Here is a 12,983-nt window from a genome sequence, read left to right as displayed (position 1 = left end):
GGAGACGGAGTTCCTGCAGCCGCACTCTTATGGCTCGTAGGAGAGAGGCCGGGAGCCGGCGTCGCCCCGGGATTATGAAAGACCACGACGCCGCACGGCCGCAATCACTTTCTGATTTATCGAACGCCTGGTCGCCAACTGCCGTTGAGACAGGTTGCGCTTCCGCATGGTGCTCTGCTGGAACTGATACTCCCAATCGTTGATGACCCCGCGTTCGTGAAAGAACGCGGTGGCATCCGGGCCGATCGGCTTATCTGGGTCGGCTCGGACACGCTTCAGAGACTGGAAAATCAAATCGGAGCGGAAACCCAAGAACCGCTTCACGCAGACGTTGCCTACGTCCACCGATTTTCGGGTCGTAGCATTGGAGATGGTGCACAACTCGATGATTGGGAAATGGCCGCACAGACAGGTCTCGGGCTCGTCGGCTTCGGAAATCTCGACGAGGCGCCACTCCTTTTTGGCCACTTCCCAATCAGTGGCCCGGCTCAGCGCTAAAATCGCGGCCTTGAGTTGCTGAAAGTTGTATCCGTCGCTCATTCCCCCGTCCTTTAGCCATCAGGCGGTGACATTCCGAGTCCTTCGTAGATGGTCCTGAGCTTCGCCCAAGCCGCATCGAGCATGGGTTTCGCAGCGTCTCGGCTGTAGCTGTAGTCATCGTTGGTCGCGTTGGTTCGAACAACGAGACACCACTCGCCCTTCGGGATGACGTGGGAGCTGTTCCTTCGACATTTGCGCTGGCGCTGCGCCTGCTCGATCCTCACGTCGATTAGAATGTCCCTGACTTTAGCCATCGTTCTTCCCTTTCAGGGCGTCGCGCACGTTGTCTCCCAGCATATCGAGCGCAGCCAAAGCGTCCTCATTGTCGCCCGCGTCGGGTGCCTTGCGGCTCCCGGACTTGATCCCGAGATGTTCGTTGATCGCCTTGTTCAGCAGCGATGTAACGGCGGCCCGGTTGTCACGCCCCGCGACGGTCTTGTCTCGCTGGCCGACCTCGCGCCCGGCGGGCGAGAGCTTCAGGTCCTTGAGAATGCGGGCGACCACGGAGCCTGTGCGTTCGGAAAGCCGCTTGCGCGCGCCGACCCGCCGCGCCTGCGGCTGCACCGGAAGGTCACCGGAACTGCTGACCTGGGACAGCTCCGCTTGCTTTCGGCGCAGCGTCTCCCGGAGCTTGTCCTTCGCGATGACGTCGCGCAGGCGGAGGCCTGCGCCGATCTCATGATCCAGCATTTCTTCGAGGACGCGATCGTCTTCGGGATCAAGGAACGACCGATTGATGAATGAGCCGACGATCTCGTTATCGACCAGCATACCGATATCGAAGCGACGGGGCTCTCCTGAGCCGTCGCCATCGCCATTCTCGTCACCGGCCTCCAGCCACTTTTTGACCATCGCCTGATCGTCGAAGTCGAGCTCCCGGAAATCGTCCCAATGGGCGTCGGTGTTCAAGCCCACATGGGAGACCACGAATGCGTGGTTGTCCGGGTGGTCCGGCTTCGCCTCGTGGACGACGCGCATCACGCGCCCGACGAATTGGATGTAAGGCGACAAGCTCGCGTACGGCCGGAAGATGGCCGCGACACTCAGAGGCGGATGATCGAAGCCCTCCCCGAGCATCTGCACCTGCACGATACAATCGAGCTTGCCGCTGCGCAGATCGGCAAGAACGACGTCCTGCTTTTCACGATCCATCTCACCATAGATTTCGGCCGCCTTCAGGCCCCGCTCTTCGTACAGCCCTCGCACTTGGCGGGCATGGTCGACGGAACAGGCAACGGCGATGATCTGGTGACGGACACCGCTGCGCTCTCGCAGCTCCTGGAGATATTTGATGCTGGCATCAACGATGTGACGATTGCACTCGGGCGCCAACGCGACACCTCGCCGGAACCAGGCATGTTCTCGCAAGGCCAACACCTCTTCCAGTGTGTGCCGCTTCATGTCGTCACGGTAGGTGAAGGACAGCTCTGACGGCGCGACGTTCCGAGAGTGAATCTGCTTGATGTACCCCTTCACCATCGCCCGAGTGAACGGGTAGCGATAGATCACCTTGCCGACCGGCCGCGTTCCGTCACCCCTGAACGGCGTCGCCGTCAGGCTGACGACCTTGGCGTTCGGAAAGCGGTCGAAGACCTTCGCCCAACTCGGCGCCACGTTGTGGTGGCCCTCGTCGATCATAATCATGTCGAAATAGTTCGGCGGAAACTGCGGGAGCCAACGATCGGCCGAGCTGGCCAACTGGTGGATGTTGGTCACGACGAACTGGCTTGCGTTGCAGTCGTGGAGATTGGCATCAACGCCATCCAAAACAGCGCGGAATGGCCCCGCGGAAAAATCGTGGAGCGCCCCTGTCCGCCGCCAGAAATTCTTCGGGTTGCTGATGTCGAGCGACTCCGCGACACCCGACCGTATCGTCAGGTTCGGTGTGATGACGAGCGCGCGCCCTTTGGCGACGCCGAAGGGCAATGTCGCGATGACGCCAGTCTTTCCGCATCCGACGGGTATCTGCAGGATCACCGGCTCGTTCGAGGCTTCGAAGTGGGTCCGCACTGCCCGGTGCGCGCCCTGTTGCGGCTCGCGTATCTTGGGGTTCGCTTCAATATCTGCGGTCAGGGTCTGAAACATATGGTCCGGCTCGTTGGCGGCCTGTTCGGCGCGCCGGTACTCGAGGCGGAAGGGCTCAAGGTCAGGCCGGCGATAGAAGCGATAGCCGCTCCCTGGACGGCGCACGGGCTTGAGCTTGCCCGAGGCATCCCACCGTCGAAGCGTGTCCTTCGAGACGCCAACATACTCTGCGGCCTCGGCAAGGGTCAGGAAATCGGGGGCATCATTCTGTGACATACGGCAACATTATGCAACCTTACGCAATTGGTCAATCCCCGACGTGACTACGCTGGCGCCGTGAGCTCCGGATGCCATTGACGAGCCGCCCCGGGGCCATTGCGTCTCATACAATATTTTGTATATATAAGGTGGGCGCGCAGTTGGCGTTCCCAGGGCCTGCAAGGAATACTCATCATCATGAAGGTTCAGGTTCGAAAGCTCGAAGGCAGTTGGGATCTCGGTTACGCGCTGCACAAGCATACGCTGTCGAGCGTCTACCTGGGCGACGACGAATACGGCCACCCTCGATTTGACACGACGCGCTCAGAGCCCGGCGAGGCGTTATACCAGCTTAAATATCGAGCCGATTGGAATCAGGTGCAAGCGCTCGCAGCGCAAGTGCAGCAATCCTTGCTGCCTTTGTTCGGCAAGATTGGCCTTATTATCCCGATGCCGGCCTCCACGGTGCGCGCGCGCCAGCCGGTCAATGAGATCGCCAACGAACTCGGCAAACTGACGAAAACGCCGGTGTTCGATGATATCATCGTCAAGGCGCCAGCGCCGGAAGGTAGCCCGCAGCTCAAGAATCTGCATGGCCGCGAGGCTAAGGACGCCGCATTGGAGGGACGGTTCAGCATCAACCCGTCCATCACCAACGAAGGGTGTTGGAACGCGCTTGTCCTTGATGACCTTTTCGACACGGGCGCCACGATGGACGCCGTCTGCAAAACGCTGCGCACGTACAAGAAAATCAACCATATCTACGCCGCTTCGATCACATGGAAGTAATGCCATGACCACTGTCTTCATCGCCGGATCAATCTCCATCAGTCGCCTGCATGAGAAGGTGGCGGATAGGATCAACAAGATCGTATCTTCAGACTTCGACGTCGTGGTCGGAGATGCCGATGGTGCCGATACCTCAATTCAAGAATGCCTCCAGCAGTACCAAGCCAGAAAGGTGACTGTGTATTGCACCGGCGATTCGCCCCGGAACAATGTCGCAGAATGGCCGGTCCACAGGGTCGTCTCGAAGGCGAAGGCTGGCACGCGCGCCTATTTTACCGCCAAAGACCTGGAGATGGCGCGCAACAGCGACTATGGCCTCATGGTCTGGGATTGCAAAAGCACCGGCACACTAAGCAATGTCATCGAGCTTCTTCGAGAAAAGAAGAAGTCCGTGGTCTTCGTGAACAAGAACAAGGATTTTGTAACCGTATCGGACAAGGGTGGCTTGGAGCGCCTTCTCGCCTTCATGTCGGATCATGCTCGCGCAAAGGCGGAAGAGAAGATCGGCCTCACCGCGAAAATCGCCAGTATCGCCAACGAGCAATTCTTGCTGGACATCGGTGCGAATAGCGAATCGTCTGCAGGCCCGGTGAAGGATCTGGAGCCGGCGGCACCTGCCGAGCCGAGCCCGCAACAGAGCGAGAGCGCAAAGTTACGCGCGGTGCTCATGACGGCGCTCAAAGAGCATATTTCCCGCACGCATTTAAGTCAGTCTCAAGCGGCCAAAGTCTTTGGGGTGACCCAGCCGCGGATCTCAGACCTTACCCGCGGCAAAGTCGACCTGTTCGGCCTCGACGCACTGGTCAACATGGCTGCTGCCGCCGGCTTGCAAGTGGAGATGCAAGTTCGCGAGCCTCACGGCGCTGCCGGCTGATACAGTTTGAGATCCTTCAGTTTCGATCGGAGCGCTCGGGAAGCTCGAAGCGTCCATTTCCCAATGTGCAGCAAGGCGGCCGGACGCCTACGGCCGGACTGGGGTGAGTCCTATGTAGAGGCATTAGCGACTGCTGCGCGCCAGTAGCGGTCCCCCGCGCCGTGGCAGGTCTAGCCAGCAACCGCCTTAGGATGCCGGTAGAGAACGTCCCCGACGAGGTCGCCGTCGCCCCAGTTGTTGAAGGTCAGTAGATTTTCCTCCAAGGGGTGGCCGGTCACGGCATCGGGCCAGTTCAGCCTAGTGTACTTCTCGGTGCCGATGCGCTGTTTGAAAAGGTAGGCGAGACTGTTTGCCAGCACGTCTGCAGCCAGCACCAGACCGTCACTGTCGTGATCGACAGCGTTGATCTCGAGGCTCCTCACCTGCAGCTCAATCTGCAACTCGGGAGGGAGAACTGTACAGATGCGGATTTGCCTATCGACCAACGTCTTGGTAACCGTATCGAAGCGGCGGGACGTCCTAGTGAAAGTCATGTCGCCCAATAGTCTTTCGGCGACCGCGATGAAATCCTTAACAATAGGATTGTCCACACGGTCGGTCCGCACCTCGATCTCGACATCCTTGCAGCCGCGCTCCTCGAGGAAGGCAACAAGATGGGCGTAGAGACCGTCAAAAATCGCGACGTGCAACGAATCCGGGGTTTCTCTTGGACTGCCTCCCTTATAGCGCGGAGGTTGGCTTGAAGCGGCGGCGGGCAGGGCCTTCGCCTGCTTGCGTGCCTCGATCTGGCTGAGGTGCCAGGCATGAAAGCCGGCGACGTGGATGGCGTACCAAAAGCAAGGAAGTTGATGTTTGCGAATGACCGCATAGATGTCATCGCGCAGAGCTCCCTGTCGGTCAGGCGGTAAGTCGGCGATATGCAGCTTCTGAGCGTCAGTCTGATACCTCTGCACGACGATTTGCAGGTCGGCCTCTACCGCTGCAAGATGGCTTTCGGGCACCATGACACCTGCGAAGAGGCCAACTTCACCGTCGAATGCCTCGTCGCGATCCGCGTACCCCTTCGCACCTGACTCGTCGCAGGCAAAAATGATCCTCATTAGCAGTGCATCTCCCAATAGTGCATCCAATAGTTTTTCGGTACGACTGATTGTAGAAAAATTTGTAAGACTGCAATCTTGTCCATTGTCAGGACGGGTCACGAGGATCAGCGCCAAGGTAGGCACATCAGCTCTCACACCCTTCGACTTCTCAAATCCCAATGTAAGGGGCAACTTTAGGCCCGGTCGTTGTTCCGAAGAAGAGCAAATGACCGCAATGGCGTCGGCTGCGGAATGGCAGCTTACTGCCGCGAGTTTGCCGCAACCGGACCGTCTGGACACGGCCCCAAACCAGCCACGTTCGTCACGGGTTAATCGACCCTTCTTGTGGACGACGAGACACCGCGGAGGGAATACTAGTCCTCCTCCTGGTCCTTAGAGCCTGACTCGAAACCCGGCTAGGCACGACGCGGAGCTGCCATGCGGCGAAGCATGAGGCGGATCGACGCGATGAAGATCCACGCCTCGGCGCTGGCGATGGTCGCCTCGAAGTCCTTGGCGAGCCGGCGACAACGTCCCAGCCAGGCGAAAGTTCGCTCGACGACCCATCGTCGCGGCAGCACCTCAAAGCCTTTGGCCGTGTCGGAGCGCTTGATGATTTCGATGGTCCACGTGCCCAAATCGGCCAGAGCCTGCGTCAGTTTTTCTCCGGCATAACCGCCGTCGGCGAATAGATGGCGCAACCACGGGTAAAGCTGTCGAATGGAGGCGATGACGCCGACTGCCCCATCCCTGTCCTGGATATCGGCCGTATGCACCGTCAGCCCGACCAGGTGCCCCTCGGTGTCGGTGATGATATGGCGCTTGCGGCCTTTGATCTTCTTGCCGGCGTCGTAGCCACGCAAACCGGCAACGTCCGTGGCCTTTGCCGATTGGCTGTCAATGACGCCGGCGCTGGGGCTCGCCTCGCGACCGAGGGCGACGCGAGCCGCCGCCACCAGGTGAAAGTTGATGGTCTTCCACAGCCCATCGTCCCGCCAGGCATAGAAATAGCGTTGAACCGTCGAAACCGGCGGGAACCGCTCAGGCAATGCCCGCCACTGGCAACCCGTCCAGGCGATAAAGAGGAGCGCGTCCACGACCGCCCGCAATTCGGTCGTCCGCGGTCGTCCCGTCGCCTTCGCTCCCGGCAGGAACGGCTCGATCAGCGCCCATTCCTTGTCCGTCAATGCATTTGCATCCCGCTGCCCCGCGCGGCAATATTGCCGGCGGGTGGCCTCCGTCCAACCCATGTTGTGACCTCGCTCAAGTCTAGACAACTCAAGCGAATCACAACGGACGGGGCCACTCAACCAGTTCCCCGCTCAAACCAGAGTTTCGGGTCAGGCTCTTAGGTTCGCCAGACCATACGAGAGAATACGAAGGAAATGTGTGGCCAATTGATTTCCTGTGGAAAACGATGACCCTCCGGGCCTGCAACATTGGTCGCCCAGTTTCGGTGTTTTCGACGGGGTTCAGTGTGATTTTCGGAGATTGGAGGTTCGTCTCGTCGTTTGGCGAACCGTCGCTGTTGGCTTCCAAACTAGACCCTCGCGAGGATGTATGGACAGCAGGCTTGCCTCGCGTCCCCCGATTGAGACCACCCGCGAGTTTTTGCTCTCGAGTTCATCCAGATAATCGGCCCACCATTGCATCATCCTGACGCGCTCTTCCCAGTGCTCTGCCCGGGCATAGGCGCGCCGAACGTCGTTGTTCTCAATGTGGGCCAGCTGCCGCTCTACGGCGTCCGGGTGCCACTTGCCGCATTCGTTTAGCAGAGTTGATGCCGTTGCTCGAAAGCCGTGCGCGGTAGCTTCTTCTTTGCCATAGCCCATACGGCGAAGGGCGGCGTTAAGCGTGTTGTCGGAAATCGGACGCGAACCCGATCGAACACTAGGAAACAACAGCGATCCACCACCAGAGATTTCTCTAAGTGAGGTCAGGACGCTGACGGCCTGCGTGGAAAGAGGTACGCGGTGCGGCCGTCGCATCTTCATGCGTCCTTCAGGGATGCTCCACACCGAGCTTTCGAAATCGAACTCGTCCCATCCGGCCGCGCGCAGCTCGCCGGGGCGGGGAAATAGCAGGGCCATCAGCTTCAGAGCGGCTCGGGTTGTAGGCTGTCCGTCAAATGCATTAATCGCCCTCAGCAAGCCTCCCAAGGCCTTAGGATCGGTAACCGCGGCACGGGGCGTGACCGTCGGACCGACGAGTGAGCCCCTCAGGGCGATCGTCGGATCTACATCGGCGCGTGCGGTTGCGATTGCATATCGAAACACGCTGCCGATGGTGGAGCGCATTCGCCTGGCCGACTCGTATCGACCACGAACCTCCACGCTGCGGAGAGCGGCAAGAATTGTGGCCGGATCGATCTCCCGAACGCTTTTGTCCCCAAACGTTGGATAGGCAAAGTCGAGCAGCCATTTGACCTTGGTGATGGTCCGGTCGGCACGTCCCTCCTTCTTCAGCTTGTCGACATAGTCCTCCGCGATTGAGCGAAAGGTGTCCTCCGCCGAAGCCTTTTGCGACTTACGCTCCTGTGCGGGGTCGATGCCACGTAGGAGGAGACGTTTGGCGGTATCGCGCGCCTCGCGTGCCTCAGCGAGGGAGATGAGGGGATAGCTGCCCAACGCCAGAAGCTTCTGCTTGCCGCCAAAACGATAGGCGAGGCGCCATAGGCGAGATCCGGTAGGCTGCACCCAAAGCTGGAGCCCGCCACCGTCAGACAATTTCACGAGCTTGGAAGCGGGTCGGGCATTACGGCATTTTACGTCGGAAAGAGCCATTTTCGGGACCTCCATTTGGCTGCATCGATACCATCAGGATCTCCAATACCAGCGAAAATACCAGCCCCCCGCCTCGTTGGACCAACTGCGCCGAAATTCCACGAAACCCGACCATCCGCGCTTTGGGCAGCGAAATCAGTAAGTATTTCAGCTAGTTGCCGAGACAGGAGAGTAGAAGCTTCGGCGAAAGGGACTGTCGGGAGAAGAGGGGATGGTGCCCAGAGGCGGATTCGAACCACCGACACGCGGATTTTCAGTCCGCTGCTCTACCAACTGAGCTATCTGGGCCTCGCCGGCAAACGAGATTTCGCAGGCCGGATTTCTAGAAGACGCCGCCGGCGCCCCTTGAAAGCGCGTGGGTTATAGCACGGGAATTCAGCCTGTCCAGCGCCTAAGCACGGATTTCAGCCGGGAAAAGAAAACCGCTGGAAAACCGTGCTTGTCGCGCGCTTACGGCTCGTTCCCGGGCGACGGGTCATGGCCCGGTCCATCGTTTTCCTCCTCCTCGCTCTCGCGGCCGGGGATGACGTAGGCGCCCTTCAGCCAGCGATTGAGGTCGATGTCCTTGCAGCGGACCGAGCAGAACGGATAATGCTCGCGCGCCGACGCCTTGCCGCATTCGGGGCAGGGGCGTCGGGGGCGCAGCGGCGTGACCTTGTCGTCCATGCTCATGGTCGCGGGGTCAGCCAGCTCGCATGCACTTTGAAGCCCTCGCCGGCAAGCAGTGCCGTCGTCTCGTAGAGCGGCAGGCCGACGACATTGGTGTAGGAGCCGACCAGCTTGACGACGAACGAGCCGGCGAGCCCCTGCACGGCATAGCCACCGGCCTTGCCGCGCCATTCGCCGGAGGCGACATAGGCGTCGATCTCCTCGCGCGGCAATCGCTTGAAGCGCACCCTTGTCTCGACCAGCTTCTGGCGCAGCTTGCCGCCAGGCGTGATCAGGCAGAGCCCGGAGTAGACCCGGTGCGAGCGGCCCGAAAGCAGGCCGAGGCAGTTGACGGCGTCGTCGATCGTCTCGGCCTTGGGCAGGATTCGCCGTCCGACCGCCACCACCGTGTCGGCGGCCAGCACGAAGCCCGGAGCGTAATCCTCCTCGCTCTTCAGCGAGGCGAACGCCTTCTCGGCCTTGTCCTTGGAAAGGCGCTTGGCCAGTGAGCGCGGATGCTCGGCGCGCAGCGGCGTCTCGTCGACATCGGCGGGCAGCACGCGGTCCGGCTCGATGCCGGCCTGCTGCAACAGCTCGATGCGGCGCGGCGAACCCGAGGCAAGCACGAGCTTCTGCAGGATGCTCATCTGGGGTCGCGCCGGGCTGTTACTTGAAACGGTAGGTGATGCGGCCCTTGGTCAGGTCATAGGGTGTCATCTCGACCAGGACCTTGTCTCCGGTCAGCACGCGGATGCGGTTCTTGCGCATGCGGCCGGCCGTGTGGGCGATGATCTCGTGTTCGTTTTCGAGCTTCACCCGGAACATCGCGTTGGGCAGCAGCTCCGTGACCACACCCGGAAACTCGAGGACTTCTTCCTTCGGCATTCGATACCTTTGCTTGGATTTCGGTTCCGGCGCCCCGGCCGGAATTTCGGCGGAACCTATATGATAATCGTCCGCTTGTGAACACGCTTAATCCACGGGCGTTTTTGCCTCGGATGCAGGAAAACGTCTGGCAATGCGCGCCTTCAGCCGCTCGCGAACGTCGCGATAGGCGGCCATGATGTGCTCGCGCGTGCCGCCGGCATCCGTCGGGTCGGGCATCGGCCAGTATTCGACCTCGACGGCGAGCGAGCGGGTGAGCTCCAGCGCCGCGTGATGCGCCTCCGGCGCCAGTGTCACGATCAGGTCGAAGTAGTCGTCCTCCAGCTCGTCCATGGTCCTCGGCTGGCGTTCGCCCAGAGACAGCGCGTCCTCGGTCAGCACCGCGTCCACGAACGGGTCGCGCTCGCCCGCGCGCACGCCGGCCGAGGCGACGAAAATGGCCGAGGGCAACATGCGCCGCGCCAGCGCCTCGGCCATCGGCGAACGCACGGCGTTCATGCCGCACAGAAACAGGATCGAATGAGGCAGCGAGGCCAGGGCCTAGCCCCGCCAGTGCAGCACGCAGACCAGCGTGAACAGCCGGCGCGCCGTGTCGAAATCGATGTCGATCTTGCCGGCAAGCCGGTCCATCAAGGTTTGCGAGCCCTCATTGTGCAGGCCGCGCCGGCCCATATCGATCGCCTCGATGTGGCTCGGCGTCGACGAGCGGATGGCGTCGTAATAGCTTTCACAGATCAGGTAATAGTCCTTGACGATCCGCCGCAGCGGCGTCAGCGACAGGATGTGGGTGACGACGCCGGCGCCATCCTCGCGCGTCACCGCGAAGACCAGGCGGGAATCGACCAGCGACAGCTTGAGCCGGTAGGGTCCGGCGCCGTCGTCATTGACCGGCTGGAAACTGTTTTCCTCGATCAGGTCGAAGATCGCCACCGCCCGCTCGTGCTCGACATCGGGCGTCGAACGGCCGATCGATTCGTCGAGCTCGACATCGATCAGCCTGGCGCGGGTTCGGTCGTAGTCGGACATCGCTACATGTTCAACCTGATCGCGACGGAACGGCCATGCGCATCGAGCCCTTCCGCCCTGGCGAGCGCGATCGCCGCCGGCGCCAGCGCGCGCAGCTGCTCCGGCCCGAGCTTGAGGATCGATGTGCGCTTGACGAAATCGAGCACCGAAAGCCCCGACGAAAAGCGCGCCGAGCGCGCCGTCGGCAGCACGTGGTTCGAGCCGCCGACATAGTCGCCGATGACCTCGGGCGTGTGGCGGCCAAGGAAGACGGCGCCGGCATTGCGCATCCTGGCAAGGAAGGCCTCGGCGTCGTCGATGGCGAGTTCCACATGTTCGGCGGCGATACGGTCGACCAGCGGCAGCGAGGCCTCGATGGTCGGCACCAGGATGATGGCGCCGAAATCGCGCCAGCTTGCGGCGGCAGTCTCGGCGCGCGGCAGGCTCTGCAGCTGGCGCTGGACGGCTTCCTCCACCGCCTTGCCGAAGGCGGGATCGTCGGTGATCAGGATCGACTGCGCCGACACGTCATGCTCGGCCTGGGCCAGGAGGTCGGCGGCGATCCAGTCCGGGTCGTTGCTGCCGTCGGCCACCACCAGCACTTCCGACGGTCCGGCGATCATGTCGATGCCGACCGTGCCGAACACTTGGCGCTTGGCCGCTGCGACATAGGCATTGCCGGGGCCGACGATCTTGGCGACCGGCCTGATCGTCTCCGTGCCATAGGCGAGGGCCGCGATCGCCTGCGCGCCGCCGACGCGGTAGATTTCGGAGACGCCGGCGATGTCGGCGGCCACCAGCACCAGCGGGTTGATGACGCCGCCCGGCGCCGGCACCACGATGACGATGCGCTCGACGCCGGCGACCTTGGCCGGCACGGCGTTCATCAGCACCGAGCTCGGATAGCTTGCCGTGCCGCCGGGCACGTAGAGGCCGACCGCCTCGATCGCCGTCCAGCGCGAGCCGAGCTCGACGCCGGCGGCGTCCGTATAGCGGTCGTCCTTCGGCTTCTGCCGCTCATGGTGGGAGCGGATACGGTCGCGGGCGAAGCGCAGCGCCTCGACCGTCTGCGGATCGGCCTCGGCATAGGCCTTGGCGATGTCATCCCTGGAGACGGCGATGCCGAGCCTGGTGAGATCGGCGCGGTCGAACTTCAGCGTATAGTCGATGAGGGCCTTGTCGCCCTCGGCGCGCACGCGCTGGACGATCTCGCGCACCGCGGCGTCGACGTCGGCCGACACCTCCCGCTTGGTCGTCAGGAAGGCGGCGAAACGCTGCTCGAAATCGGCGTCGGATTGGCTGAGTGTGATGGCCATCTGCTGCGCTCAAGCCCTGTGCACGGGACGCGAGGAAGCTTCCCAGGCGCCGCCTATGTCGGCAAGCCGCGCCTCGATGCATTCGACATCGAGCATGATTGTGCCGCCGCCGGAAAAGATAAGCTCGACGATGCCGGCGGGCTTGCTGATTTCGACGAAGCTGATCGCCAAAAGCGACAGCACTTCGGCCGGCTTGCCGCGGGGGATGCCATTGGTCTTGGCGCCAAGCACGCGGTCGAAATGCAGCACCGCCTGGCGCCGCTCATTGTGCTGGCGGAACAGCCCGGATTTCGCCTCCCAGACGAAACGGTTCATGGTCAGCACGAAGCGCTTGGCCGCGGGCAGGTATTCGAGGTCCGAGACCTTCATCACGGCATCCTGGACATGGGCCGAGACGATGCCCAGGTCCTGGTCGTCGAGCGCGATGAGCTTGAGAGCCATGCGGAATTTGTACCTAAGGTTGGTTTCAGCTTCCTGTTAGGCGGTCTTTCTGGTCCGTGCAACCTCGACACGGATACTGCCCAAGGCAATCAGTAGACAGACGCCGTCGGCGAAACTGCCAATCTCCCCCCTTGCGGGGGAGATGCCCGGCAGGACAGAGAGGGGTGCTGTCCCTCCGGCTTGTCGTCAATCGGAGCTAGGTCCTCGCCCGAGTTTCCCGTTCGTAGTGGGTTAGGTCGAAGGTTGGCGATCCTTCACACCCCCCTCTGTCCTACCGGACATCTCCCCCGCAAAGGGGGAGATCAGATGCCGCTTCAGGCTTCGCCAACCACCACCG

14 protein-coding genes and 1 tRNA gene are annotated in these 12,983 nt (G+C 61.6%); 2 read left to right on the top strand and 13 right to left on the bottom strand.

Features of this window, described 5'->3' with window-relative positions:
* Nucleotides 1-72: 72 nt before the first annotated feature.
* Both JG743_RS29540 and JG743_RS29535 read right to left on the bottom strand, forming a co-directional pair.
* Nucleotides 73-540, bottom strand: coding sequence for a hypothetical protein (locus tag JG743_RS29540; RefSeq protein ID WP_202295828.1), 468 nt, complete (start codon nucleotides 538-540; stop codon nucleotides 73-75).
* 246 nt (nucleotides 541-786) lie between these two features.
* Complete coding sequence (locus JG743_RS29535) at nucleotides 787-2,841, bottom strand: DEAD/DEAH box helicase (protein WP_202295825.1); 2,055 nt, start codon at nucleotides 2,839-2,841, stop codon at nucleotides 787-789.
* A 180-nt stretch (nucleotides 2,842-3,021) separates the two neighbouring features.
* Here JG743_RS29535 and JG743_RS29530 point away from each other — a divergent pair, with 180 nt between their 5' ends.
* A complete protein-coding gene (locus JG743_RS29530; protein WP_202295822.1) occupies nucleotides 3,022-3,612 on the top strand; it encodes a ComF family protein in 591 nt (196 codons plus the stop codon).
* Nucleotides 3,613-3,616: 4 nt separating this feature from the next.
* Nucleotides 3,617-4,486: a helix-turn-helix domain-containing protein gene (locus JG743_RS29525; protein WP_202295819.1), complete on the top strand. Its 870-nt coding sequence runs from the start codon at nucleotides 3,617-3,619 to the stop codon at nucleotides 4,484-4,486.
* Between the two features lie 170 nt (nucleotides 4,487-4,656).
* Here the strand turns inward: JG743_RS29525 and JG743_RS29520 are convergent, their stop codons facing one another.
* The 11 genes from JG743_RS29520 to JG743_RS29470 form a co-directional block, all read right to left on the bottom strand.
* Nucleotides 4,657-5,703: a hypothetical protein gene (locus tag JG743_RS29520; protein WP_202295815.1), complete on the bottom strand. Its 1,047-nt coding sequence runs from the start codon at nucleotides 5,701-5,703 to the stop codon at nucleotides 4,657-4,659.
* A 281-nt stretch (nucleotides 5,704-5,984) separates the two neighbouring features.
* The gene (locus JG743_RS29515) at nucleotides 5,985-6,818 is read right to left on the bottom strand and encodes an IS5 family transposase (RefSeq protein ID WP_199202778.1); all 834 of its coding nucleotides are present in this window, start codon (nucleotides 6,816-6,818) and stop codon (nucleotides 5,985-5,987) included.
* A 222-nt stretch (nucleotides 6,819-7,040) separates the two neighbouring features.
* Nucleotides 7,041-8,351 (bottom strand): tyrosine-type recombinase/integrase, encoded by a 1,311-nt coding sequence (locus tag JG743_RS29510; protein ID WP_202295812.1) that lies wholly within the window; start codon nucleotides 8,349-8,351, stop codon nucleotides 7,041-7,043.
* A gap of 212 nt (nucleotides 8,352-8,563) precedes the next feature.
* A tRNA-Phe gene (locus tag JG743_RS29505) sits at nucleotides 8,564-8,639 on the bottom strand.
* Between the two features lie 162 nt (nucleotides 8,640-8,801).
* Nucleotides 8,802-9,023, bottom strand: a complete 222-nt coding sequence (yacG, locus tag JG743_RS29500) for a DNA gyrase inhibitor YacG (protein ID WP_202295809.1) — start codon at nucleotides 9,021-9,023, stop codon at nucleotides 8,802-8,804.
* Complete coding sequence (locus JG743_RS29495; RefSeq protein ID WP_202295806.1) at nucleotides 9,020-9,646, bottom strand: Maf-like protein; 627 nt, start codon at nucleotides 9,644-9,646, stop codon at nucleotides 9,020-9,022. Before JG743_RS29495 ends, yacG begins: the two co-directional genes overlap by 4 nt.
* A gap of 19 nt (nucleotides 9,647-9,665) precedes the next feature.
* Nucleotides 9,666-9,884, bottom strand: coding sequence for a translation initiation factor IF-1 (gene infA, locus JG743_RS29490; protein ID WP_006200926.1), 219 nt, complete (start codon nucleotides 9,882-9,884; stop codon nucleotides 9,666-9,668).
* A gap of 87 nt (nucleotides 9,885-9,971) precedes the next feature.
* Entirely contained in the window at nucleotides 9,972-10,382 is a 411-nt protein-coding gene (locus JG743_RS29485) for an arsenate-mycothiol transferase ArsC (RefSeq protein ID WP_244672971.1), read from the bottom strand.
* Nucleotides 10,383-10,424: 42 nt separating this feature from the next.
* The gene (locus JG743_RS29480) at nucleotides 10,425-10,910 is read right to left on the bottom strand and encodes a UPF0262 family protein (RefSeq protein WP_202295803.1); all 486 of its coding nucleotides are present in this window, start codon (nucleotides 10,908-10,910) and stop codon (nucleotides 10,425-10,427) included.
* A gap of 2 nt (nucleotides 10,911-10,912) precedes the next feature.
* Nucleotides 10,913-12,205 (bottom strand): histidinol dehydrogenase, encoded by a 1,293-nt coding sequence (gene hisD / locus JG743_RS29475; RefSeq protein ID WP_202295800.1) that lies wholly within the window; start codon nucleotides 12,203-12,205, stop codon nucleotides 10,913-10,915.
* 9 nt (nucleotides 12,206-12,214) lie between these two features.
* Entirely contained in the window at nucleotides 12,215-12,646 is a 432-nt protein-coding gene (locus tag JG743_RS29470; RefSeq protein WP_202295797.1) for a DUF2948 family protein, read from the bottom strand.
* Nucleotides 12,647-12,983 lie beyond the last annotated feature (337 nt).

It is taken from the genome of Mesorhizobium sp. 131-2-1, assembly GCF_016756535.1.
Classification (GTDB): domain Bacteria; phylum Pseudomonadota; class Alphaproteobacteria; order Rhizobiales; family Rhizobiaceae; genus Mesorhizobium.
The sequence above is the reverse complement of the archived record's forward strand: the minus strand, read 5'-3'. Positions and strand labels throughout refer to the sequence as shown.